Origin of the sequence: Cupriavidus nantongensis, assembly GCF_041726985.1 — a bacterium.
In the GTDB taxonomy this organism is placed as follows: domain Bacteria; phylum Pseudomonadota; class Gammaproteobacteria; order Burkholderiales; family Burkholderiaceae; genus Cupriavidus; species Cupriavidus nantongensis_A.
Window position 1 is genome coordinate 1,054,040 of sequence record NZ_CP168302.1, and the last position, 22,354, is coordinate 1,076,393.

Consider the following 22,354-nt stretch of genomic DNA (forward strand, 5'->3'; position numbering starts at 1 on the left):
AGCCACCTGAAGCCGGCCGCGGCCTACCACGCGCTGGCGCCGTTGTTGCCGCCGCCCGCGGCGCGATGACCGGCAAAGTGCTCCAGCAGGAAATCCACCAGCGCCCGCACCTTGTCGGGACGATGATTGCGCGCCGGGAACACCAGCTGGATGTCCGCCGGCGCGAACTGCCACTGCGGCAATACCCGGCGCAGCGCACCGCTGCGCAGGTGCTCCGCCGCGTCCCACTCCGAGCGCACGATCAGTCCCTGGCCGTCGAGCGCCCACGCCAGCGCCGACTCGCCGTCATTGGTGCTCATGGTGCCGCGCACCTTGACGGTCTCCTGCTGCGCACCATGGCGCAGATGCCAGGTGCCAAAGGTCTCGTCGGCCTCGCGGATGAAGATGCAGTTGTGCCGCGCCAGTTCACGCGGGCTTGACGGCTCGCCATGCGCCGCCAGGTACGACGGCGCCGCGCACAGCAGCCGGCGGTTGTTGGCAAGCAGACGCGCGCTCAGCCGCACGTCCGGCATCTCGCCGAAGTGGATCATGGCGTCGAGCCCCTGCTCGACCAGGTTCAGGGGCCGGTCGCTGAGGTATAGCTGGACCTCGATGTTCGGGTAGCGGCGCGCGAACCTTGCCAGCGCGGGCGCGATATGCCTGCGCCCGAATCCCAACGTGGCGCCGATCTTCAGCAAGCCGTGCGGGGTGCTGCCGGTGCCAGCTATGGCGCGTTCCAGCGCCTCCATCTCGGCCAGGATGCGGGCGCCTTCCACCAGGTAGCTTTCGCCTTCCGGCGTCAGGCTGATGCGGCGCGTGGTCCGGTGCAGCAGGCGCACGCGCAGCCGCGCTTCCAGTGCGGCCAGGCGCTTGCTGACCGCGGGCGGCGTCACGCCCAGCTGCTGCGCCGCGCCGGCGAGGCTGCCGTGCTGGTTGATACAGGCAAAGAACGCGACGTCGGAGAGCTGGTCCATTGGTGAAACAAAGGAAATAAAGAAGTAACCGAGTTTGAATTATGTGCCTCCAGGTGAATGATACGATGGCTTCCATAACAAGTCATCGCCACAGGAGACACCCATGAAAGTTGCCCGCCTCACCGCCTTGCTGCTTTGCGCCGCATCGATCGGCAGCGCCGCGGCGCAGAACTATCCCCAGCGTCCGGTGCGCCTGGTCGTGCCCTATGCCCCGGGCGGCAGCGCCGACATCGCCGCGCGGCTGGTGTCGGAGGCGTGGGCCAAAAGCCTGGGCGGCACCATTGTGGTCGAGAACCGGGCCGGCGCCGGCGGCAATATCGGCGTCGACGCCGTCGCCAAGGCCGCCGCCGACGGCTACACCATCGGCCTGCAGACCGTGTCGCTGGCGATCAACCCTGGCCTGTTCCCGCGCATGCCGTACGACACCCTCAAGGACCTCGCGCCGATCGGCATGGTGGCCAGTTCGCAGCATGTGCTGGTGGTCAACAACCATGTGCCCGCCACCAACCTGCAGGAACTGATCGCTGCGGCCAAGGCCGCGCCCGGCAAGCTGACCTATGGCTCCGCCGGCAACGGCAGCACCTTCCATATGTCGGCCGAACTGTTCAAGTCGGTGGCCAACGTCGCCATCGTCCATGTGCCGTACCGCGGCGGCGGCCCCGCGCTGGTCGACACCATCGCGGGCCAGGTCGACATGAGCTTCCCGGTCATCTCCGCGGCGCAGCAGCATGTGCAGGGCGGCAAGCTCAAGGCGCTCGCCGTCACCGGTCCGCGGCGCTCGGCGCAGCTGCCGAACGTGCCAACCGCGGCCGAGGCGGGCCTGCCCGGCTATGCCTTCGAGACCTGGTTCATGGTGTTCGCCCCGGCCGGCACGCCGCGGCCCGTGATCGACAAACTCAACGCCGCCCTCAACACCGCACTGGCGTCGCCGGCAACGCGCGAGCGCATGGTCCGGGAAGGCTTCGAGCCCAACCCGACCACGCCCGAAGCGGCACGCCAGCGCCTGGAAAAGGAAATGCCGGTGTGGGCCAGGCTGATCAAGCAGCGCGGCATCACCGCGGAATAACCCTTGATAACCCCTGACAAGGCAGGCCCCATGTCCCCCAAGACGCTATACCAGAAGCTGGTCGACGCGCACACCGTCGCCAGGATCGACGACGACAACGTGCTGCTGTACTGCGACCTGCACCTGATGAACGAGTACACCAGCCCGCAGGCCTTCGCCGGGCTGCACGAACAGCAGCGCGGCGTGATGGTGCCGGGCCAGAACGTCGCGGTGGTCAGCCATATCATCCCTACCCATCCCGGCGCGATCCGCGTGATCGCGGACCCGGCCTCGGCGCTGCAGGCGACCAACCTGCACGCCAACTGCGCGCGCCATGGCATCCCGCTGTTCGACACCAACGATGCGCTTCAGGGCATCGAGCACGTGGTCGGCCCAGAGCACGGCATGATCCGTCCCGGCATGGTGGTGATCTGCGGCGACAGCCACACCACCACCTACGGCGCGCTGGGCGCGCTGGGCTTCGGCATCGGCACCTCCGAGGTCGAACACGTGCTGGCCACGCAGACGCTGGTCTACCGCATGGCCCGCACCATGCGCATCCGCGTCGACGGCACGCTGCCCGCCGGCACCACCGCCAAGGACCTGATCCTGAAGATCATCGGCGCGATCGGTGCGCAAGGGGCGCGCGGCTATGTGGTGGAGTACTGCGGCTCGGCGATTCGCGCGCTGAGCATCGAGGCCCGCTTCACGCTGTGCAACATGACGGTCGAGGCGGCCGCGCGTGGCGCGCTGATCGCACCGGACGCGGCGGCGACCGACTACGTGCTGCGCCGCGCGCCGGACATCGCGGGCGCGCAGCGCGACGCCGCGCTCGCCCACTGGGCCACGCTGCACAGCGACGCCGATGCGGCGTTCGACCTGGAGTTCGCCTTCAATGCCGCCGAGGTCGAGCCGTACGTGACCTGGGGCACCAGCCCGGATCAGGTGTTACCGGTGTCCGGCACGATCCCATTTGCCGAAGACCAGCCCGACGAGGCCGGGCAACGCTCGGTCGAGCGGTCGCTTGCGTACACGCGTTTGCAGCCGGGCGCGGCGCTGGCCGGCACCGCGATCCAGCATGTCTTCATCGGTTCTTGCACCAACGGCCGCATCGAAGACCTGCGCGCGGTGGCGGCGGTGGTGCGTGGCCGCAAGGTGGCCGCGGGAGTGAGGGCCATGGTGGTGCCCGGCTCGGGTGCGGTCAGGGCGCAGGCCGAACGCGAAGGGCTGGCCGGCATCCTGATCGAGGCCGGCTTCGAATGGCGGCAGCCGGGCTGCTCGATGTGCCTGGCCATGAACGACGACGTGCTCGGCGACGGCGTGCGCTGCGCCTCCACCACCAACCGCAACTTCGAGGGCCGGCAGGGACGCGGCGCCATCACCCACCTGATGAGCCCGGCCATGGCGGCAGCCGCGGCCGTGACCGGCGCCATCACCGACGTGCGCCAGCTGGAGATTTCCCATGCCTGAAACGACCTGCATCGCCGGCAAGGCGGCGGCGATCCGCTTCGAGAACCTCGATACCGACCAGATCATTCCCAAGCAGTTCCTGCGCGGCATCGACAAATCCGGGCTGGCGCAGGGCATCCTGTACGACCACCGCTTCGACGCCAGCGGCGCGCCGCGCGCGGACTTCGTGCTGAACCGGCCCGAGTACGCCGGCACCGGCATCCTGGTGGGCGGCGCCAACTTCGGCTGCGGCTCCAGCCGCGAGCATGCCGTCTGGGGCCTGCAGCAGTTCGGCATCCGCGCCGTGCTCGCGCCGAGCTTCGGCGAGATCTTCTACTCCAACGCGATGAACAACCGGCTGCTGCTGGTGATGCTGCCGCGCGACGTCATCGAGCGCCTGATGGACGCCGTGGACGCGGACAGCCACAACACTGTCAGCATCGACCTCGACGCCATGCGCGTGCGCACGCCTGCCGGCGACCACGCATTCGAACTGTCGGCACGCCATCGCCGCATGTTTATCGAAGGGCTCGACATGATCGGCCTGTCGCTGCGGCAGCGCGGCGAGATTGAACAGTTCATGGCGCAATACTGGTCCGCGTTCCCGTGGACGCAGAACGTGGCTGCGCGCACGCGCGAACGCCTCGGCCGCACCTGAGCCACACCGCATCGAGCGTGTCGCCGCCACGGCGACACGCTGCCCGCCGGGAACGACCGTCACCACCTTCCGCATTTCGTTCCCACCCTCCCTGCTTCGTTTGATGCCAGTCAATCCCATGTCGGCAGTGTGTGCGCATGATCGCCACATGACGACAGGTCCAGGCCACACCCGCCTGCGCACCGCGAAATCGCTTTCCCACCGCTGATCCACGGCACCCCATGAAAGCAAAAAACTGGCTGTATCCGGCAATCGCGGCATTGCCGCTCTCGCTCTGGCCTGGCCTGCCTCACGCTGCCACCAAGGCCGACGCCAAGACCGCCCAGAAGGCTGAACACAAGGCTGAACAGAAGGCCGCCATCCCCACCCTGACCACCGCTGAATTCGACCACGCGCGGCAGATCTACTTCGAACGCTGCGCCGGCTGCCACGGCGTGCTGCGCAAGGGCGCCACCGGCAAGGCGCTGACGCCGGACATCACGCGAGCGCGCGGCACCGAATACCTGAAGACCTTCATCAAGTACGGCAGCCCCGCCGGCATGCCCAACTGGGGCACCTCGGGCGATCTCACCGACAAGGAAGTCGACCTGATGGCGCGCTACATCCAGCTCGACCCGCCGACGCCGCCCGAGTTCTCGCTGGCCGATATCGAGAAAAGCCGCAAGGACATCGTGCCGGTGGCCAGGCGCCCGACGCAGAAGATGAACCAGTACAACCTGGACAACCTGTTCTCGGTCACGCTGCGCGACGCCGGCGAGGTGGCGCTGATCGACGGCGACAGCAAGCAGATCATCAATATCGTCAAGACCGGCTATGCGGTGCATATCTCGCGCATGTCGGCGTCCGGGCGCTACCTGTACGTGATCGGCCGCGACGCGCGGCTGGACCTGATCGACCTGTGGCTGCCCAAGCCCGATATCGTCGCCGAAGTGAAGATCGGCATGGAGGCACGCTCGGTCGAAACCTCCAAGTACAAGGGCTACGAAGACAAATACGCCGTGGCCGGCTCGTACTGGCCGCCGCAGTACGTGATCATGGAGGGCGACACGCTCAAGCCGCTCAAGGTGGTGTCCACGCGCGGCATGACCGTCGACAACGACTACCACCCCGAGCCGCGCGTGGCGTCGATCGTGGCCAGCCATTTCCATCCCGAGTTCGTCATCAACGCCAAGGAGACCGGCAAGATCCTGATGGTCAACTACTCGGACCTGGCCAACCTGAAGACCACCACCATCGACTCGGCCAAGTTCCTGCATGACGGCGGCTTCGATTCGACCGGTCGCTACTTCCTGGTCGCCGCCAACGCCTCGGACAAGATCGCCGTGGTCGACACCAAGGAAGACAAGCTGGCTGCGCTGGTCAACGTGGGCAAGACCCCGCATCCGGGCCGCGGCGCCAACTTCACGCATCCGCAGTTCGGCCCGGTCTGGGCCACCAGCCACCTGGGCGACGAGACCATCAGCCTGATCGGCACTGACCCCGCCGGCCACCCTGCGCAGGCGTGGAAGGTGGTGCAGACGGTCAAGGGCCAGGGCGGGGGCTCGCTCTTCATCAAGACCCACCCCAAGTCGTCCAACCTGTGGGTCGATACGCCGCTGAATCCGGATGCCAAGCTCAACCAGTCGGTCGCGGTGTTCGACACGCGCAACCTCGACGCCGGCTTCAAGGTGCTGCCGATCGCCGAGTGGGCCGACCTGAAGGGCAGCGGCGCGAAGCGCGTGGTGCAGGCCGAATACAACAAGGCCGGCGACGAGGTCTGGTTCTCGGTGTGGGGCACCAAGGATGGTGAGTCCGCGCTGGTGGTGGTCGACGACAAGACCCGCACGCTCAAGACCGTGATCAAGGACAAGCGCCTGATCACGCCGACCGGCAAGTTCAACGCCTACAACACGCAGCACGACGTCTACTGAGCCCGCGCCCTCGCTGCGCCCCGGCGTGGCGAGGGCCGCCGACGTCCCCCGCGTTCCTTCCATGGAGAAAACCATCATGCGAACACAAACCGCGCTGCGTGCGCTGCTGGCGGCGTTCGGCTGCCTGCTGGCATTCGGCACAGCCATGCCGGCACACGCCAGCCAGGCCCTGGCGTCGAGCAAGGCCTGCCTGGCGTGCCATGCCATCGACAAGAAGATGGTCGGCCCCGCCTTCCAGGACATCAAGGGCAAGTACAACGGCAGGAAGGACGCGCAGGCACAGATGGTCCAGTCCATCCTGAAGGGCAGCAGCGGACGCTGGGGCCCGGTGCCGATGCCGGCCAACGCCGTCAGCGCGGCCGACGCCAACACGCTGGCCAAATGGATTCTTTCCCTCTGAACCGCATTGCATGGCTGCGCGCCGCTGCCGTGGCGCTGGTCGCCTCAGCGTGCGCCAGCGCGCTCGCATCCGCGGACCCGCCCGCGCCGGCGCGGCAGGCGCAGCTGGCGCACTGGCTGCGCGATGACTGCGGCGCCTGCCACGGCATGACTTTGCGCGGGGGGCTGGGCCCGCCGCTGACATCCGCAAGCCTGGCGGGCAAGCCGCCAGAAGGCCTCGCAGCCACGGTGCTGTACGGCCGGCTCGGCACGGCGATGCCGCCCTGGCAACCTTTCATGACGCAGGATGAAGCCCGATGGCTGATCGATCGACTCCAGGCCGGCCAGCCGCCGGCCGTCACGCCGCAGGGCAACTGATGCGCGGGCTGGCCGCGGCGGCGTGCACTGCGCTCATCACCGTGCTTGCCGCCGGTTGCGCCAGCACTATGCGCGGCACCGGCGACCTCGGCGTGGTGGTGGAGCGCGCCGCGGGCCGGCTGCAGATCGTCGAGACCACCGGCATGACCCGACTGGCCACGGTCGAAGGTCTGGGCGACCTGTCCCACGCCAGCGTGGTGTTCTCGCGCGATGCGCGCTACGCCTATGTGTTCGGCCGCGACGGCGGCCTGACGCGCGTGGACCTGCTTGGCGCGCGCATTACCCACCGCGTGCTGCAGGCCGGCAACAGCATCGGCGGCGCCATCTCGCAGGATGGCCGCGTGGTCGCCGCGCAGAACTATGCGCCGGGCGGCATCCGGCTGTTCGACGCGCAGACGCTGGCGCCGCTGGCAGAGCTGCCGGCCATCGGCAGCGACGGGCGCCGCGCCAAGGTGGTCGGGCTGGCCGACCTGCCCGGCCGGCGCTTTGCCGCCAGCCTGTTCGAATCCGGCGAAATCTGGATCATCGACGCCAGCGATCCGCGCCAGCCGCAGGTCACGCGCCTGCCCGCCGGCCGCGAGCCTTACGACGGACTGGTCACGCCCGACGGCCGCTGGTACTTGGCCGGCCTGTTCGGCGAAGACGGCCTGGCGCTGGTCGACCTGTGGCAGGCGCCGCCGCAGGCGCGCCGCATCCTGTCCGGCTATGGCCGCGGCAATGCGCCGCTGCCGGTCTACAAGATGCCGCATCTGCGCGGCTGGGCCATGGCGCAGGGCATGGCGTGGCTGCCAGCGGTCGGGCGCCACGAAGTGCTGGTGGCCGATCCCGCCAATGGCTGGCGCGAGGCGGCGCGCGTGTCGCTGGCGGGCCAGCCGGTGTTCGCCATGGCGCGGCCCGACGGGCGCCAGGTCTGGGTCAATTTCGCTTTCCCGCACAACGACACGGTGCAGGTGATCGACACCGCCAAGCGCCAGGTGGTGCGCACGCTGCGCCCCTGCCGCGGCGTGCTGCACATGGAATTCACGCCCAAGGGCGAGGCGCTGTGGCTGTCCTGCCGCGACGACAACCGCGTCGAGGTCTACGACACCGCCACCCTGGAACGCGTGGCCACGCTGCCGGCCGACAATCCCAGCGGCATCTTCTTCACCGCGCGCGCGCAGCGCTTCGGCATGTAGGGCACGCCATGTTCAATGAGCAAAGCCTCTACGACCAGCTGCAGCGCGGCTTTCCACTGCAGCCGCGGCCCTACCAGGCGCTGGCCGCGAAAGCCGGACTGTGCGAACACGCGCTGCTGACGCTGCTGGCGCGCGATCTCGGCAGCGGCCGCATCAGCCGCGTCGGCGCCGTGTTCGCGCCCAACGTGATCGGCGTCAGCACGCTGGGCGCCTTGTCGGTGCCGCCGGCGCAGCTGGACCGGGTGGCGGCGCGCGTCAGCGCCAGCGCGGCGGTCAGCCACAACTACGCGCGCAGCGGCCATCGGTACAACCTGTGGTTTGTCGCGGGCGCGCGTGAACGCGGCATGCTCGATGCCACGCTGGCGTCGATCGGCGACCTGACCGGCCTGCCACCACTAGACCTGCCGATGGCGCGCGAGTACCACATCGACTTGGGCTTTCCGCTGGCACGCCAGCACGGCACCCGCCCGCGCCGGGCCGCCACGCTGGCGGCGCCTGCCGCTGCCCTGGCCCTGGACGACGACGACTGGCGCCTGGTCGCGGCGCTGGAGGCCGGGCTGCCGCTGACGCCGCGCCCGTTCCATGCACTGGCGCGGCAGGCGCGCCTGGCCGTGCCGCAGGTGCTCGAGCGGCTGGCGCACTGGTCGGCCCAAGGCGTGATCCGGCGCCTGGGGGTAGTGCTGCGCCACGGGCGCTTTGGCTACCGCCACAACGCCATGTGCGTGTGGGATGTGCCGGACGGCCGCGTCGACGCCATCGGCATGCGGCTGGCGCAGCAGCCGCGTGTGACCCTGTGCTACCGCCGCGAACGCCGGTTGCCGGACTGGCCCTACAACCTGTTCGCGATGATCCACGCCCGCAGCGCGCAGGACCTGCGGCCCGCGCTGGCGCAGGTCCGCGCCGCCGCCGGCCTGGAGCAGGTGCCGGGCTCGGTGCTGGTCGGCACTCACTGCTACAAGCAACGCGGCACGCGCTATGCCATCGAGGTGCCGGCATGAACGGCGCCGCCGCGTCCTGCGACGCCATCGATCCTGCCAATCCCCCCGATGCGCTCGACCGCCGCATCATCAACGCCCTGCAGCGCGGCCTGCCGCTGGTGCCGCGTCCGTACGCCGAAGCCGCCGCGGCGCTCGGCATCAGCGAGGCCGTGCTGCTGGAGCGGCTGCGCGCGCTGCTGGACACCGGCGTGCTGACACGCTTCGGCCCGCTGTACCAGGTCGAGCGCGCGGGCGGCCGCTTCGTGCTGTGCGCCTGCCATGCGCCGGCCGCGCGGCTGGAAGCGGTCATCGCCGCCATCAACACCCACCCCGAGGTCGCGCACCACTACGCGCGCAGCCACCACCTGAACCTGTGGTTCGTGCTGGCGGTGGCGCGGCCGGAGCAGGTCGCGCCGGCGCTCGCGCGGATCGCCGCAGCGGCCGGGGTCGAGGTGCTGCCGTTTCCCAAGGAACGCGAGTTCTTCGTCAACCTCTATCTGCCCGCCTGATGCCCGACGCCGACGCCGCCGACGCTGCCGATCCCACTGACCTGGCGCTGATCCGCGCCACCCAGGCCGGCCTGCCGCTGGTATCGGCCCCGTACGCCGCGGTCGCCGCGGAACTGGGCCTGACCGAGACTGAAGTCATCGCACGCCTGGCGGCGATGCAGGCGCGCGGCGTGCTGCGCCGCATCGCCGCCGTGCCCAACCACTACCGGATCGGCTGGCGCGCCAACGGCATGACCGTGTGGGACGTCGACGATGCCAGCGTCGATGCGCTCGGCGCGCGCATCGGCGCCCTGCCCTTCGTCAGCCATTGCTACCGGCGTCCGCGCCGCTTGCCGCACTGGCCCTACAACCTGTTCGCAATGGTCCATGCCCGCTCGCGCGAAGAGGCCGCGCCGCAAGTCGCCGCCATCGCGGCGCTGCTGGGCGACGCCTGCCGCGCGCACGACGTGCTGTGGTCCACCCGCGTGCTGAAGAAGACCGGGCTGCGGCTCGCGCCAGCCGATGCGCACACCCCACCGCACCCAAGCCCCGACCAAACACACAAATAGGAAGCCCCAGCCATGTTCCGCCTGTCCCGCTTCATGGAAGCCTTGCGCGATGCCAACCCGGTGCCGCCGTCGCGCCAGCCCGCCGGCCCGGTGGTGATCTGGAATCTGATCCGCCGCTGCAACCTGAACTGCCGGCACTGCTACGCCACCTCCGCCGACACCGACTTCAAGGGCGAGCTCGATACCGCCGAAGCGCTGGACGTGCTGGGCCAGCTGCGCGCGGCGCGCGTGCCGGCGCTGATCCTGTCCGGCGGCGAGCCGCTGCTGCGGCAGGACCTGTACGAGATTGCCGGGTACGCGCGCGCGCTCGGCTTCCACCTGTCGCTGTCGTCCAATGGCACGCTGCTAGATGCCGGCCACGCGGCGCGGCTGGCGGCGGCGGGCTTTGACTACGTCGGCGTCAGCCTCGACGGCCTGCCCGCCACGCACGATCGCTTCCGCCGCAGCGACGGCGCCTTTGCGCACGCGCTGGCAGGCCTGCGCACGGCTCGCGCGGCTGGCCTGCGCGTGGGCGTGCGCATGACGCTGACCGAAGCCAACGCGGCACAGCTGCCCGAACTGGTGGCGCTGGCCGAGCGCGAAGGCATCGACAAGTTTTACCTGTCGCACTTCAACTATGCTGGGCGCGCGCGCAGCCATCGCGCCGACGACGCGCGCCATGCCCGCACCCGCGCCGCGCTGGACTGGCTGTTCGACCACGTCTGGCAGCGCGCGCGCCAGGGGCATGCTGGCGACTTCGTCACAGGCAACAACGACGCCGACGGCGTATACCTGCTGTACTGGATTGCCAGCCGCTTTCCGCACCGCGTCGCCGACATGCGCCAGCGGCTGGAGCGCTGGGGCGGCAACGCCACCGGCATCGGCGTGGCCAATATCGACAACCTCGGCAATGTCCATCCTGACACGATGTGGTGGCACGTGACGCTGGGCAATGTGCGCCAGCGGCCGTTCGGCGAGATCTGGGCCGACCGCGCCGATCCGCTGATGGCGGGTCTGGCCAGCACGCCGCGTCCGCTGCAGGGACGCTGCGCGGGCTGCGCGCACCGCGCCATCTGCAACGGCAACACGCGCGTGCGCGCCTTTGCGCTGACGGGCAACCCATGGGCCGAGGACCCGGGGTGCTACCTGAGCGATGCCGAGATCGCGCACGCGCCAGGCGCGGAGGTCGCGGCATGACAGCGCTGATCCGATGGCTGGGCATGCTGGCGCTCGCCTGCGTCGCGCAAGCCGCAACGGCGGCCGACCCGGCCGCGCTCTACGGCCAGCATTGCGCCGCCTGCCATGGCGCCGACCGCCTCGGCGCGATGGGACCGGCGCTGCTGCCGGAAAGCCTGGAGCGCCTGCGCGCCGGCGAGCTCGATGCGGTGCTGCGCGACGGCCGCGCCGCCACGCAGATGCCGGCGTTCGCTGGCACGCTGGCCGCGGCCGAGCTGCAGGCGCTGGCACGCTGGCTGCGTACCGCGCCCGCCGCCACGCCGCAGTGGGACGACCAGGCCATCCGCGCCAGCCATCTCGTGCACCACGCGCCCGGCAGCCTGCCGGCGCGGCCAGTGTTCAGCGCCGACCCGCAGAACCTGTTCGTCGTGGTCGAGGCCGGCAGCCATCACATGACCGTGCTCGACGGCGACCGGCTGGCGCCGATCCATCGCTTTGCCACGCGCTTCGCGCTGCATGGCGGGCCCAAGTTCAGCTGCGACGGCCGCTATGTCTACATGGCCAGCCGCGACGGCTGGGTCAGCAAATACGACCTGTGGAACCTGGCGTATGTGGCCGAGATCCGGGTTGGCCTAAACACGCGCAACGTGGCCGTCAGCGACGACGGGCGCTGGGTGCTGGCCGGCAACACGCTGCCACGCACGCTGGTGCTGCTGCATGCCGAGGACCTGTCGCTGGCGCGGGTGATCGACGTTACCGGGCGCAACGGCGCGCGTTCGCGTGTCTCCGCGGTCTACGATGCCGCGCCGCGCCACGGCTTTATCGCCGCGCTGAAGGACATCCCCGAGGTCTGGGAGATTCCGTATGCCGACGCCGCCGGCGCGCCGCTGCCGCCTTCTGCGCTGCTGAAGCCGCGCGCGATCGAACTGGACGAGGTGCTCGACGACTTCTTCTTCGACCAGCCGTACCGCCATATCCTGGGGGCCTCGCGCCAGGGTGGCGGCCAGGTGATCGACCTGCAGCAGGGCCGCAAGGTGGCGTCGCTGGCGCTGGGTGGCATGCCGCACCTGGGCAGCGGCATCACCTGGCAGCGCGACGGCCGTGAGGTGATGGCCTCGCCCGACCTCGGCCAGGGGCGTATCACGGTGATCGATATGCAGGACTGGCACACCGTCGCCACCGTGCCGACCAACGGCCCGGGCTTTTTCCTGCGCAGCCATGAGCGCACGCCCTACGCCTGGGCCGACGCGATGATGAGCGCCAGACGAGACACTCTGCAGGTCATCGACAAGCAAAGCCTGCGCGTGGTCGGCAGCGTCACGCCCAGCCCGGGGCGCACCGCCGCGCACGTCGAGTTCACGCGCGACGGGCGCTACGCGCTGGTCAGCCTGATGGAGCGCGACGGCGCCATCGTGGTGTATGACGCCGCCACCTTGCAGGAAGTCAGGCGCCTGCCGATGGACAAGCCCATCGGCAAGTACAACGTCTTCAACAAGACCACGCGCTCGGCCGGCACCAGCCACTGAGCGCGTGGCGCGATCCCAATGCAGGAGTCCAACATGCAAGCACCGCTGAAGCCCGCCAAGGTCTGGCTGGTCGGCGTCGGCCCCGGCAGCCCCGACCTGGTCACGGTACGCGCCATGCGCGCGCTGGCCGCGGCCGAGGTCTGGCTGGTCGATGACCTGGTCTCGCCGGAAATGGCCGGCTATGCCAGCCCCGGCACCCACGTCGAGTGGGTCGGCAAGCGCGGCGGGCGCTGCTCGGTGAGCCAGCAGCGCATCCAGCAGCTGACGCTGCAGCATGCGCTGGCCGGCCGCGCGGTGGCGCGCGTCAAGGGCGGCGATCCGCTGCTGTTCGGGCGCGGCGGCGAAGAAGCCGCGTTCCTGCGCAGCCACGGCCTGCAGGTCGAGATCATCAACGGCATCAGCGCCGGCATGGCCGCCGCGCAGGCGCTGGGCATTGCGCTGACGCATCGCGCGCACTGCCACGGCGTGACCTTCGTCACCGGCCATACCAGTGCCGACGGCTCGCCCGACTGGCACGCGCTGACGCGCAGCGGCACCACGCTGGTGATCTACATGGGCATGAGCCGCATCGCCGCGATCCGCGACGGCCTGCTCGCTGCAGGCATGGCGGCCGGCACGCCGGCGGCGGTGGTGATGCACGCCGGCAGCGAGCACGCGCGCAGCTGGACCGGATCGCTGGGCACGCTGGCAGAAGCGCTCGCGGCCGGACTGGGCAGCCCGGCGGTAATCGTGGTGGGCGCGGTGGTCGGCGACGCGCACACGGCACTGCAGGTGCCGGAGAGCGACTCCACCTGTCTGGCCGAAGCTGCCACGCTGTGCACCGCAGCGCACCAGGCGGCCGGATGAGCGGGGCGCGGGGCACTGAGGAATCCCGCGGACCGATAGTGGTCCAACGCATCAGGACCGCAACCGCTCACGCGCCACCGCCGATCATGCAACGCCTGCTTATCATCCTGGGCTGCCTCTTACTGGCAGCCGGCGCCGCCTGGCCCTGGTTGTCGAAGCTGCCGCTGGGGCGGCTGCCCGGCGACATCCATGTGGTGCGCGACGGCTTCAGCTTCTACTTTCCGATCACCACGTGCATCGTAGTCTCGGTGATCATCTCCATCGTGATCTGGATCTTGCGGCGCTAGGCGCCGACCGGCGCCGCGTCGGTGCGGAACACCGCCACCGCCCGCTGCATCTGCAGCGCCTGCTCCCGCAATGACTGCGCCGCGGCCGCCGCCTGTTCCACCAGCGCGGCGTTCTGCTGCGTGACCTGGTCCATCTGCGCCACCGCCTGGTTGACCTGCCCGATGCCGCTGCTCTGTTCGCGCGAGGCCTGGCTGATCTCGTCCATCATCGCCGTGACTCGGCCGATGGCGGCGACGGTGCCGGCCATGGTCGCGGCAACATCGAGCGCCAGCGTATTGCCCGCCGCCACGCGCTCGCCGGATTGCGAGATCAGCATGCGGATCTCCTTGGCCGAGGCGCCGGCGCGCTGCGCCAGCCCGCGCACTTCGCTGGCCACCACCGCAAAGCCGCGGCCGGCTTCGCCGGCGCGCGCCGCTTCCACTGCCGCGTTCAGCGCCAAGATATTGGTCTGGAAAGCGATGCCGTCGATTACCGCGATGATGTCGGCGATGCGCCTCGAGTCGGCGTCGATGGCATGCATGGTCTGCTGCATGCGGCCGACCGCGTCGCCGCCGGCGCGCGCCGCGGCAGAGGCTTCGCGCGCCAGCGCGCTGGCCTGCGCGGCATTGCCGGCATTCTGCTGCACGGTCGCGGTGAGCTGCTCCATGCTGGCCGCGGTCTGCTCCAGCGACGACGCCTGCTGCTCGGTGCGCTGCGACAGGTCGATATTGCCCTGCGCGATCTCGCCCGCCGCGGCCAGCACGTTGTGCGCGCCGGTCTTGGTGTCGCCGATCAGCGTGCGCCAGCCGGCGGCCAGGGCCAGCAGGTGCCGCTTGATCTCGCTCAGCTCGTCGCGCCCGCGCACGGCAAGCCCCGCGGTCAGGTCGCCGGCATTGATGCGCGCGACCATCGCGGCGACTTCGCGCACGTCGGCGCGCATGGCGCGGCTGAAGCCGATGAACAGGTAGAACGCAGCGCCCACCGTCACCAGCGCAATGCCGGCCAGCCACGCGATCTGCCGTGCCTGCGCCGCGGCACGCTGCGCCAGCATCCCGGCGGCGATCGCGGCGAACTCGCGGCTGGCTTCCGCCACGCCTTCGATGGCGGCGGTGGCTTCGTCGAAATAGGCCCTGGCCTCGATGTCGATGCCCGCCGCCCCCAGCATGCGCACCTGCAGCGTGCGGTGGAAGCGGTCCATCGCGTCCAGCCGTGCCAGCGCGGCATCGATGCGCGTGCGGTAAGCGGGTGCTGCCTTGCCGACGCGAGCGATATCGCGCCGTATCGTGTCCAGCCCTGCGCGGATCTGTCCGGCCAGCGCGCCCAGGCCCGCCTGCTGTGCGGCATCGGCATAGCCGCCCTGCGCGATGATGCCGGCGCCGCGGCCGCGCGCCAGCGCGCTCTGCTCGGCCAGTTGCGGCATCGGTCCCGCCAGCAGGCTGACCAGGTAGTACGAGCCCGCCTCGCTGTCCAGCGCCAGTTGCGAGCGCTCGGCCACATCGGCGATATACGCCTGCGTCTGCCGCGCCAGCGCGCTGTGGCGCTCGAACAGCGGCCCCGCCGTCGTGTCCAGGCCTGGCGCGCGCAACTGCTGCCAGTCCTGCTCCAGCTGGCGCATGCCGGCCGCCAGTTCAAAGCCGGGATTCTGCGCGATGCTGCGCGCCAGCGCGGCAAGGTTGGCCGCCGCCTTTTCGTCGGCCTTGTCGAAGGTGGCGCGGAAGGCGGCATTGCCCGACAGCACCGCATGCGCGGCGCCACGCCGGACCTGGGTCTCGCGCATGAAGTCAAGCGCGTGCCCGACCACCGCCAGTCCGCGTATCTCCTGGCTGGTGGTGCTGCGCGCTTGCGCCGCGTCGCGCAGCGCCACGGACAGCGCGCCGACCAGCGGCACCAGGAACAGCACGGCAATCAATGCCAGTTTGCGGCGGATATTCAGGCGCGCCATCAGGCGCTCGGCGGGAAGGAACAGGGCGGGCATGGATCGTCGCAGAGGGGCTTGGTTTCCCCTGCTATCGGCCCGGTTCGGCGGTGCTGAAGCGCAGATGTCCGGGTTTTTGACGATGCGCAAATGCGGTGCGGCAAAAGCGCTGAAGTGGGGCAAACGGCGCGCCAGTCAGGGGCATGGCGCCCTGTTGGCGGGCCGTCTTTACGTCGTTGCCGGTCTGGTCACAGCTGTGCGCCGATCAGCGAGGCCAGGCGGTCGCGCAAGCGTTCCCGCCACGGACGCTTGATCCACGCCGCATAGGTCATCGGCCGCGACAGCTTCAGGTCTTCCTCGAAGATCCGCGTCTGCTGCGCGGCAAACGCCGCGTCGAGGATATTGAGCGTGGCCTCGTCGTTGAGGCGGAACGAGCGGTTGTCGAAGTTGGTCGATCCCACCGAGACCAGCAGGTCGTCGACGATCAGCACCTTGCAGTGGTACATGGTCGGCGCGTACTCGGCGATCAGCGCGCCGGCCTTCAGCAGTTCGCCCCAGCGCGCGCGCGACGCCGAGCGCACGGTTTCGGAGTCGATATGCTCGCCCGGCACGATCACCCTCACCCTGACGCCCCTTGCCAGCGCTGCCAGCAGGGCCTTCTCCGTGAGCGCGTCGGGAACGAAATACGCCGCGGACAAGTCGATGGTGCGCGCCGCCGCGGTAATCGCCAGGTGGTACATCAGCGCCATGCTCTCGCTGCCACCCGTCGGCGAGCTGCTGAACATCTGCGCCCGGCCATTGCCGACCGGCGCCAGTTCGGGGAAGTAGTCGGGGCCATGCGGCACCGCGCCGCTGACCTTGATCCAGTTGTCCAGGAACACCGACTGCATCTGGCCGACCACCGGCCCCTCCACCTCGAAATGCGTATCGCGCCAGTGCCCGGGGTCCTGCGCATGGCCGGTCCACTCCGGCGCGATGCCGACGCCGCCGGTAAAGCCAATCCTGCCGTCGACCACCAGCACCTTGCGGTGCGTGCGGTTGTTGAGCTTGCCGACGGTGTACCAGCGCACCGGGTGGTAGCGGCGCACATCCACGCCGGCACTTGTCATCAGCGCCAGCGCGCCTTCGTCGATCTTGGAACTGCCAACCGCGTCCAGCAACACCTTGACGCTGACGCCGGCCCTGGCGCGCTCGGCCAGTGCCTGCGCGAACTCGTGACCGATATCGCCCGACCAGTAGATATACGACTCGAAGTTGATGGTCTTCTGCGCGGAGCGGATCGCGCCCAGCATCGCCGGGAAGATCTCGTCGCCGTTCCTGAGCACGCGGTAGCGGTTGCCCTCGACCACCGGCGGGCCCAGCAGCACGCCCAGTTCGCGCGCGAACTGCGGGTCTTCCAGGCTGTAGAGACGGTCGAGGCGGCGCTCGATGCGTTTCTCGCCCCCCACCAGGTTGTAGGCGACGATGCCCGCCAGGGCAAGCAGCACGACGGCAGCGGCAAACGCGAACATGCGGCCCCTTGTTCGAAACCCGGGAAAGACGCGGCGGATCACGCTGGCACCATGATGTGGGGGGGCGCGGGATTGCCCGCGGCGGATGTAGTGGCCGATACAGGATAGGCGTTATCGTCGCTCTTGTGGTATCCAGCCCGCGCCGCGCTCGTGCGGCACGCGCGTCCGTTCGACCATGCCGGTTGCCGGGATGGCGTGCCGCATGGCCTCGGCGAACAGGCGCAGCCTGGCCGGATAGAAGCGCGCATGCGGATAGATCAGGTAGATCGGCAGCGGATCGGCCCGCCACTGCGGCAGCAGGTGCAACAGCCGGCCGCTGGCAATGTCGTCGGCAAAGATCCACGACGAGCCGACGGCTACGCCAAGCCCCAGCCGGGCCGCCGCATGCAGCGCGTACAGGCTGTCGGTGCTCATGCGCGGCGCGAAGGACAGGCCCTGGCGCGCCTGCGTCTGCCGGTGCTGCAGCACGATCTCGTTGCGATAGAACGTGCGCAGCGCCAGCCAGGGCAGGCCTTCCAGGTCTTGCGGGCGGCGCGGCAGCGGCTTGCCGTCGAACAGCGACGGCGCGGCGATGACCGCGCGCGGCACTTCCGCCAGGCGCACGGCCACCAGGCCGGGTTCATGCACCTCGCCCACATGGACCGCGCAATCGATGGCTTCGGCGATGAAGTCCGGGGTGCGGTCGTGCAGCAGCCATTCCACCGCGACCTGCGGATATTGCCGCAGGTAGTCCGCCAGCGAGCCCACCAGCACCTCCTGCCCGAACGCGTGCGGCACCACCACGCGCAGCGTGCCGCTGGGGGCGTGGCCCACGCCGCGCACGTCGGCCTCGAAGCGGGCCCAGTCGGCCACCAGTTCGCGCGCGCGCTCGTAGCAGCGCGCGCCATCTTCGGTCAGCTTCATCGCATGCGTGGACCGCTGCAGCAGGCGCACGCCCAGCAGCCGCTCCAGCGTCTGCAGGCGCCGGCTGATGGTGGGCTGGGTGGTCTGCAGCTGCGCGGCGGCCAGCGACAGGCTGCCGGCCTCGACGATGCGCACGAAGGTCTGCATCAGGTCGATGCGGTCGGCGCCGGGCGCGCCGCGGTTGGCGGCGGGGGCGGCGCTCGGGTTGGTGGCTGGCTGGCCTTTCATACGCGTCTCGTATAGCCATTGTTCACCCCGCACGTCTACCAGAATCGGCGCGCGTGGACAACACTTCGGGCCATCCCAACCTCTTTGCGAATCGCACAAACCCGCCATGTCCCCTGTTCCCGCAACCTCGCCCGCCGCCACGCTGGCCGACCCTGCCGTGCCAGCGCGGCTGGTCCTGCTGCTCGCCACCGGCGCCGGCCTGGCGGTGGCTTCGCTGTACTACAGCCAGCCCATGCTCGGCGTGATGGCCCCGGACCTGCACGCCAGCGACGCCACCGCCGGTGCCATCCCCACCCTGACGCAGCTCGGCTACGCGCTGGGCATCCTGCTGCTGGCGCCGCTCGGCGACCGCTATGATCGCCGCCATATCATCGTGGCCAAGGCGGTGGCGCTGGTCGGCGCACTGCTGATGGCCGGCCTGGCGCCGGGCATCGGCATGCTGCTGGTGTCGAGCCTGGTGGTGGGCCTGTCCGCCACGCTGGCGCAGGACATCGTGCCGGCGGCCGCCGCGCTGGCGCCGGCCGCGCAGCGCGGCAAGGTGGTCGGCACCGTGATGACCGGGCTGCTGCTGGGTATCCTGCTGTCGCGGGTGGTCAGCGGCTTCGTCGCCGCGCACTTCGGCTGGCGCGCGATGTTCGTGCTGGCGGCGGCCAGCATCGCGGCGGTCGCGCTGGTGGCGCGGCGCCGGCTGCCGCGCTTTGCCCCGGCCACGACGCTGCCGTATCGCGCCCTGCTGGCCTCGCTGGTGGCGCTGTGGCTCCAGCATGGCGCGCTGCGCCGCGCGGCGCTGTCGCAGGGGCTGCTCTCGGTGGGCTTCAGCGCGTTCTGGTCGACACTGGCGGTGATGCTGCATGGCGCGCCGTTCCAACTGGGCAGCGAGGCCGCCGGCGCGTTCGGCCTGGCCGGAGCCGCCGGCGCGCTGGGTGCGCCGCTGGCCGGCCGCCTGGCCGACCGCAGCGGCCCGGAACGGGTGACCCGCGCGGGCGCGGCACTGGCGGCGGCGTCGTTTGCCGCCATGCTGCTGACCCCGCTGCTGCCGCCGCAGGCCCAGCTGTGGCTGATCGGCGCCAGCGCCATCGGCTTCGACCTGGGGGTGCAGGTGGCGCTGGTCGCGCACCAGACCATCGTCTATGGCATCGACCCGGGCGCGCGCAGCCGCCTGAATGCGGTGCTGTTCGTCTGCATGTTCACCGGCATGGCCGCCGGCGCGGCGCTCGGCAGCCTGGTGCTGGCGCGTTTCGGCTGGACCGGCGTGGCCGCGCTCGCAACCGCCGCGGCGCTGTCCGCGCTGGCGGTGCGGCTGCTGCCGAAGCGCGCGGCGCAGTGAGCCGGAACCAGGCCTATGCCGCGGGCGCGGCCCCTTCGCCGGGCGTGCCCGCCTCATCGCCCTGCGCCGGTGCCAGCGGCACCTCCACCGTCAGCGCCGTGCCGCCGGGCGCCGAGCGGATCTGCAGCCGGCCGCCGATCGCCGCGGCGCGCACCTGCATATTGCGCAGCCCGCGCCCGCCGCGCGGGGCCTCGGCATCGAAGCCGCGGCCGTCGTCGGCGAGCGTGATGCGGATCGCCTGCGCGTCCGGCTGGGCGGCCACGGTCAGCGTGCGCGCCGCCGCGTGTTGCAGCACGTTGGTGATGCCTTCCAGCAGCAGGTATTGCAGCTCCTGCACCTTGCGCGCGGAGAAATGCGGCAGCGCCGGCAGGCGTTCGACTTCCCAGCGGATTTCCAGACCGGCATCGGCAATGCGCGGCCCCAGCCGGTAGCGCAGGTTGCCCAGTACCGCGGCCAGGTCGCCGCCGGTGTCCTGCATCGCATCGATGGAAAGCTTGAGCGAATCCAGCGCATGCCGCACTTGCGTGGCCACCTCCGGGCCGCTGGCCTTGCCCGACTCCAGCATCGACAGGGTCGTGACCAGTTGGCTGCCCAACCCGTCGTGCATGTCGCGCAGGATGCGCCCACGCTCGCGCAGCACGGTTTCCTCGGCGGCAATCTTCTGCGTGCGCGCAAAGGCCGCGCGCAGTTGCGCCTCGCGCTGGGCGACGCGCTCGGTCAGCACCTGGTTGGCGTTTTGCAGGCTCTGCACCGCGCTGGTGTAGCGTTCCACCAGCATCCACGCCATCACCACGCTGAACGGCACCGAGACATAGCGGGTCATCGAATGGACCCAGTAATAGTCGCCGGTCAGCCAGACCTTGATCCAGTCCGCCAGGAACAGCACCGCCGACACGCCCACGGTAACGGCAAGCAGCGTGGCCTCGCGGCTGGGCCGGCGCAGCGCGCCCCACACCATCGCGCCGGCCACGGTCAGGATGATGCCGACCTTGACCAGCCAGCTGAGCGGAAACACCAGCGGATGGCTCGAGATGGCGGCCAGCGGCGCGATCACCGGCAGCGCCAGCCACAGGTAGGCGTTGAGGGTGCGATGCAGCCAGCGCCACGGCACCCGGATCACCAGCAGGCAGAACCTGGCGATGGCGCCCAGGAACACTTCGCGCGCGGCGGCGACGATATAGCCGCGCACTTCCGCCGGGATGGCGAGGTCATCGACGAAATAGTCGAGCAGGCGCACGCTCCAGGCCACCTCGGCCAGCCCGTACAGGCCGAACAGCGGATCCCGCTGGCGCCACCAGATCAGCAGCGCCAGCCCGCCCAGCACGACGCTGAGCACCGCCGCGATCAGCGGCCCGACCACGCGCAGCAGGAACGCCCGCTCATACTGCGCGCGCACCTCGGCGGCCGGGCCCACCGTCACTGGCAGCAGGCCCGAGCGCGCATAGGCGCGCGCGGCCACGGTGATGCGCAGCAGGTTGCCGTGCGTGTTGGCCAGCTCGGGCGGCACCGCCACGTAATACGGGCGCTTGGCCAGCGCCGACGCCGGCGCGTCCAGGCGCCCGCCGGCGGCGATCAGCACGCCGTTGAGGCGCACCTCGTAGCTGCCGCCGGCCCATGGCACGAACAGCCCGCCGGGGGCCGCCGCCGGCCAGTTGCGGTCGAAGCGCAGTTCGTAGACAACGGTGCCGGACTTGCCCGGCATCACCCGGTCCCAGTAGTCGGGCAGCGTCAGCGCGCGCGCCGGCAGCACCGTGCCGTCGGCGAGCGTGGCCGAGCGCGTGGCCTCGGCCAGCGCCATGGTGTCCGCCGCCGCCATGCCGGGCAGCAGCAGGCTGGCGCACGCCAGCAGCAGGGCAAGCACGGTGCGCAGGGATGGCGGCCAGCACGGCATGGCGCGCTTACAGGGACTTGAGCAGGCCGAGCTTGGCTGCCTCGAACACGGCCTCGCCGCGCGAGCGCACCGCGAGCTTGCCGTAGATATTCTTGATGTGCGATTGCACGGTATGCACGCTCAGCCCCAGGTAGCGCGCGGTTTCTGCATAGGTATAGCCGCGCGAGATCAGGTCCAGGATCTCGTTCTCGCGCACCGACAGCACCACCGCGCCAGAAGGTGCACCGGTGGCGGCATCGCGCGCCGCCTCCGGCGGGGCGCCGCGCAGCCGGTTCACCACCTGGCGCGCGATCAGCGGGCTCATCGGCGAGCCGCCCGCGCGCAGTTCGCCGATCGAGGCAGCGATGCGGTCGGTGGTTTCGTCCTTGAGCAGGTAGCCGATGGCGCCGGCCTCGATGCTGGCCAGCACATGCTGGTCGTCGCCGAACACGGTCACGACCATGCATTCGCAGGCGGGATAACGCTCGCGCGCGTTGCGGATCACGTCGATGCCGCTGCCGTCGGGCAGGCCGAGGTCGCACAGCAGCACGTCGGGCTGGTGCTGCGCCAGCCACGCCAGCGCCTCCGCCACGGTCGAGGCGCAGCCCGCCACCACGGCATGCGCCGCATGCAGGTCGACGGCCTGCACCAGCCGGCGCAGCGCCAGGGGGTCGTCTTCGACGATGAGGACTCTTGTTGTGCTTGCCATGCCTGTATTCCCGAGCCACGCCGCGATGCGAGCCCCTGCCCCCTGTGTTGCCGCGCGGTGCGCTGGCTGGGCAGGTTGCGCCGGCACGACGGCGGATTCTGACATATCCCGTCCGCA

21 protein-coding genes are annotated in these 22,354 nt (G+C 70.3%); 15 read left to right on the top strand and 6 right to left on the bottom strand.

Annotated elements, in window-relative coordinates:
* Positions 1–23 precede the first annotated feature (23 nt).
* Complete coding sequence (locus ACEI37_RS04420) at positions 24–953, bottom strand: LysR family transcriptional regulator (protein WP_373377516.1); 930 nt, start codon at positions 951–953, stop codon at positions 24–26.
* Between the two features lie 103 nt (positions 954–1,056).
* Here ACEI37_RS04420 and ACEI37_RS04425 point away from each other — a divergent pair, with 103 nt between their 5' ends.
* The 14 genes from ACEI37_RS04425 (at position 1,057) to ACEI37_RS04490 (ending at position 13,794) form a co-directional block, all read left to right on the top strand.
* Positions 1,057–2,019: a tripartite tricarboxylate transporter substrate binding protein gene (locus ACEI37_RS04425; RefSeq protein WP_373377517.1), complete on the top strand. Its 963-nt coding sequence runs from the start codon at positions 1,057–1,059 to the stop codon at positions 2,017–2,019.
* A 30-nt stretch (positions 2,020–2,049) separates the two neighbouring features.
* Positions 2,050–3,468 carry a 3-isopropylmalate dehydratase large subunit gene (leuC, locus tag ACEI37_RS04430; RefSeq protein WP_373377518.1) on the top strand — a complete coding sequence of 473 codons (1,419 nt, stop codon included), beginning with the start codon at positions 2,050–2,052 and terminating at the stop codon, positions 3,466–3,468.
* The gene (gene leuD / locus ACEI37_RS04435; RefSeq protein WP_373377519.1) at positions 3,461–4,105 is read left to right on the top strand and encodes a 3-isopropylmalate dehydratase small subunit; all 645 of its coding nucleotides are present in this window, start codon (positions 3,461–3,463) and stop codon (positions 4,103–4,105) included. Before leuC ends, leuD begins: the two co-directional genes overlap by 8 nt.
* A 221-nt stretch (positions 4,106–4,326) precedes the next feature.
* Positions 4,327–6,015, top strand: a complete 1,689-nt coding sequence (locus ACEI37_RS04440; RefSeq protein WP_373377520.1) for a cytochrome D1 domain-containing protein — start codon at positions 4,327–4,329, stop codon at positions 6,013–6,015.
* A 76-nt stretch (positions 6,016–6,091) separates the two neighbouring features.
* The gene (locus tag ACEI37_RS04445; protein ID WP_373377521.1) at positions 6,092–6,415 is read left to right on the top strand and encodes a c-type cytochrome; all 324 of its coding nucleotides are present in this window, start codon (positions 6,092–6,094) and stop codon (positions 6,413–6,415) included.
* Positions 6,397–6,771 carry a cytochrome c gene (locus tag ACEI37_RS04450; RefSeq protein ID WP_373377522.1) on the top strand — a complete coding sequence of 125 codons (375 nt, stop codon included), beginning with the start codon at positions 6,397–6,399 and terminating at the stop codon, positions 6,769–6,771. The genes ACEI37_RS04445 and ACEI37_RS04450 overlap by 19 nt, the downstream gene beginning before the upstream one ends.
* Positions 6,771–7,946 carry a cytochrome D1 domain-containing protein gene (locus ACEI37_RS04455; protein ID WP_373377523.1) on the top strand — a complete coding sequence of 392 codons (1,176 nt, stop codon included), beginning with the start codon at positions 6,771–6,773 and terminating at the stop codon, positions 7,944–7,946. Before ACEI37_RS04450 ends, ACEI37_RS04455 begins: the two co-directional genes overlap by 1 nt.
* An 8-nt stretch (positions 7,947–7,954) precedes the next feature.
* Positions 7,955–8,944: an Lrp/AsnC family transcriptional regulator gene (locus ACEI37_RS04460; RefSeq protein ID WP_373377524.1), complete on the top strand. Its 990-nt coding sequence runs from the start codon at positions 7,955–7,957 to the stop codon at positions 8,942–8,944.
* Positions 8,941–9,432 (top strand): Lrp/AsnC family transcriptional regulator, encoded by a 492-nt coding sequence (locus tag ACEI37_RS04465; RefSeq protein ID WP_373377525.1) that lies wholly within the window; start codon positions 8,941–8,943, stop codon positions 9,430–9,432. Before ACEI37_RS04460 ends, ACEI37_RS04465 begins: the two co-directional genes overlap by 4 nt.
* On the top strand, positions 9,432–9,980 hold the full coding sequence (locus ACEI37_RS04470) for an AsnC family transcriptional regulator (protein ID WP_373377526.1): 549 nt from the start codon (positions 9,432–9,434) through the stop codon (positions 9,978–9,980). The genes ACEI37_RS04465 and ACEI37_RS04470 overlap by 1 nt, the downstream gene beginning before the upstream one ends.
* Positions 9,981–9,992: 12 nt before the next feature.
* Positions 9,993–11,156 carry a heme d1 biosynthesis radical SAM protein NirJ gene (gene nirJ, locus ACEI37_RS04475; RefSeq protein WP_373377527.1) on the top strand — a complete coding sequence of 388 codons (1,164 nt, stop codon included), beginning with the start codon at positions 9,993–9,995 and terminating at the stop codon, positions 11,154–11,156.
* Positions 11,153–12,661: a cytochrome D1 domain-containing protein gene (locus ACEI37_RS04480; protein WP_373377528.1), complete on the top strand. Its 1,509-nt coding sequence runs from the start codon at positions 11,153–11,155 to the stop codon at positions 12,659–12,661. The genes nirJ and ACEI37_RS04480 overlap by 4 nt, the downstream gene beginning before the upstream one ends.
* A 33-nt stretch (positions 12,662–12,694) precedes the next feature.
* Positions 12,695–13,507 (top strand): uroporphyrinogen-III C-methyltransferase, encoded by an 813-nt coding sequence (cobA, locus tag ACEI37_RS04485; RefSeq protein ID WP_373377529.1) that lies wholly within the window; start codon positions 12,695–12,697, stop codon positions 13,505–13,507.
* 86 nt (positions 13,508–13,593) lie between these two features.
* The gene (locus tag ACEI37_RS04490; protein WP_373377530.1) at positions 13,594–13,794 is read left to right on the top strand and encodes a DUF2905 domain-containing protein; all 201 of its coding nucleotides are present in this window, start codon (positions 13,594–13,596) and stop codon (positions 13,792–13,794) included.
* Here ACEI37_RS04490 and ACEI37_RS04495 read toward each other — a convergent pair.
* The 3 genes from ACEI37_RS04495 to ACEI37_RS04505 form a co-directional block, all read right to left on the bottom strand.
* Positions 13,791–15,749, bottom strand: coding sequence for a methyl-accepting chemotaxis protein (locus ACEI37_RS04495; RefSeq protein ID WP_373377531.1), 1,959 nt, complete (start codon positions 15,747–15,749; stop codon positions 13,791–13,793). The two genes, ACEI37_RS04490 and ACEI37_RS04495, sit on opposite strands and share 4 nt — an antisense overlap.
* 188 nt (positions 15,750–15,937) lie before the next feature.
* The gene (locus ACEI37_RS04500; RefSeq protein WP_373377532.1) at positions 15,938–17,200 is read right to left on the bottom strand and encodes a phosphatidylserine/phosphatidylglycerophosphate/cardiolipin synthase family protein; all 1,263 of its coding nucleotides are present in this window, start codon (positions 17,198–17,200) and stop codon (positions 15,938–15,940) included.
* A gap of 111 nt (positions 17,201–17,311) precedes the next feature.
* On the bottom strand, positions 17,312–18,331 hold the full coding sequence (locus tag ACEI37_RS04505; protein WP_373377533.1) for a LysR family transcriptional regulator: 1,020 nt from the start codon (positions 18,329–18,331) through the stop codon (positions 17,312–17,314).
* 106 nt (positions 18,332–18,437) lie between these two features.
* On the opposite strand from ACEI37_RS04505, the gene ACEI37_RS04510 reads away from it, so the two are divergent.
* Positions 18,438–19,658 carry an MFS transporter gene (locus tag ACEI37_RS04510; RefSeq protein WP_373377534.1) on the top strand — a complete coding sequence of 407 codons (1,221 nt, stop codon included), beginning with the start codon at positions 18,438–18,440 and terminating at the stop codon, positions 19,656–19,658.
* Between the two features lie 13 nt (positions 19,659–19,671).
* Here the strand turns inward: ACEI37_RS04510 and ACEI37_RS04515 are convergent, their stop codons facing one another.
* Complete coding sequence (locus tag ACEI37_RS04515; protein WP_373377535.1) at positions 19,672–21,519, bottom strand: sensor histidine kinase; 1,848 nt, start codon at positions 21,517–21,519, stop codon at positions 19,672–19,674.
* 37 nt (positions 21,520–21,556) lie between these two features.
* Positions 21,557–22,237: a response regulator gene (locus tag ACEI37_RS04520; RefSeq protein ID WP_373377536.1), complete on the bottom strand. Its 681-nt coding sequence runs from the start codon at positions 22,235–22,237 to the stop codon at positions 21,557–21,559.
* Positions 22,238–22,354: the final 117 nt, after the last annotated feature.

What these genes read in the sequence shown, in the direction of transcription:
- ACEI37_RS04520 (WP_373377536.1), bottom strand. Translation starts at nt 22,237, where the DNA reads ATGGCAAGCACAACAAGAGTCCTCATCGTCGAAGACGACCCCCTGGCG.
- ACEI37_RS04420 (WP_373377516.1), bottom strand. Translation starts at nt 953, where the DNA reads ATGGACCAGCTCTCCGACGTCGCGTTCTTTGCCTGTATCAACCAGCAC.
- leuD (WP_373377519.1), top strand. Translation starts at nt 3,461, where the DNA reads ATGCCTGAAACGACCTGCATCGCCGGCAAGGCGGCGGCGATCCGCTTC.
- ACEI37_RS04510 (WP_373377534.1), top strand. Translation starts at nt 18,438, where the DNA reads ATGTCCCCTGTTCCCGCAACCTCGCCCGCCGCCACGCTGGCCGACCCT.
- nirJ (WP_373377527.1), top strand. Translation starts at nt 9,993, where the DNA reads ATGTTCCGCCTGTCCCGCTTCATGGAAGCCTTGCGCGATGCCAACCCG.
- ACEI37_RS04445 (WP_373377521.1), top strand. Translation starts at nt 6,092, where the DNA reads ATGCGAACACAAACCGCGCTGCGTGCGCTGCTGGCGGCGTTCGGCTGC.
- ACEI37_RS04440 (WP_373377520.1), top strand. Translation starts at nt 4,327, where the DNA reads ATGAAAGCAAAAAACTGGCTGTATCCGGCAATCGCGGCATTGCCGCTC.
- ACEI37_RS04490 (WP_373377530.1), top strand. Translation starts at nt 13,594, where the DNA reads ATGCAACGCCTGCTTATCATCCTGGGCTGCCTCTTACTGGCAGCCGGC.
- ACEI37_RS04505 (WP_373377533.1), bottom strand. Translation starts at nt 18,331, where the DNA reads ATGAAAGGCCAGCCAGCCACCAACCCGAGCGCCGCCCCCGCCGCCAAC.
- ACEI37_RS04480 (WP_373377528.1), top strand. Translation starts at nt 11,153, where the DNA reads ATGACAGCGCTGATCCGATGGCTGGGCATGCTGGCGCTCGCCTGCGTC.
- ACEI37_RS04455 (WP_373377523.1), top strand. Translation starts at nt 6,771, where the DNA reads ATGCGCGGGCTGGCCGCGGCGGCGTGCACTGCGCTCATCACCGTGCTT.
- leuC (WP_373377518.1), top strand. Translation starts at nt 2,050, where the DNA reads ATGTCCCCCAAGACGCTATACCAGAAGCTGGTCGACGCGCACACCGTC.
- ACEI37_RS04500 (WP_373377532.1), bottom strand. Translation starts at nt 17,200, where the DNA reads ATGTTCGCGTTTGCCGCTGCCGTCGTGCTGCTTGCCCTGGCGGGCATC.
- ACEI37_RS04460 (WP_373377524.1), top strand. Translation starts at nt 7,955, where the DNA reads ATGTTCAATGAGCAAAGCCTCTACGACCAGCTGCAGCGCGGCTTTCCA.
- ACEI37_RS04495 (WP_373377531.1), bottom strand. Translation starts at nt 15,749, where the DNA reads ATGCCCGCCCTGTTCCTTCCCGCCGAGCGCCTGATGGCGCGCCTGAAT.
- ACEI37_RS04470 (WP_373377526.1), top strand. Translation starts at nt 9,432, where the DNA reads ATGCCCGACGCCGACGCCGCCGACGCTGCCGATCCCACTGACCTGGCG.
- cobA (WP_373377529.1), top strand. Translation starts at nt 12,695, where the DNA reads ATGCAAGCACCGCTGAAGCCCGCCAAGGTCTGGCTGGTCGGCGTCGGC.
- ACEI37_RS04465 (WP_373377525.1), top strand. Translation starts at nt 8,941, where the DNA reads ATGAACGGCGCCGCCGCGTCCTGCGACGCCATCGATCCTGCCAATCCC.
- ACEI37_RS04425 (WP_373377517.1), top strand. Translation starts at nt 1,057, where the DNA reads ATGAAAGTTGCCCGCCTCACCGCCTTGCTGCTTTGCGCCGCATCGATC.
- ACEI37_RS04450 (WP_373377522.1), top strand. Translation starts at nt 6,397, where the DNA reads ATGGATTCTTTCCCTCTGAACCGCATTGCATGGCTGCGCGCCGCTGCC.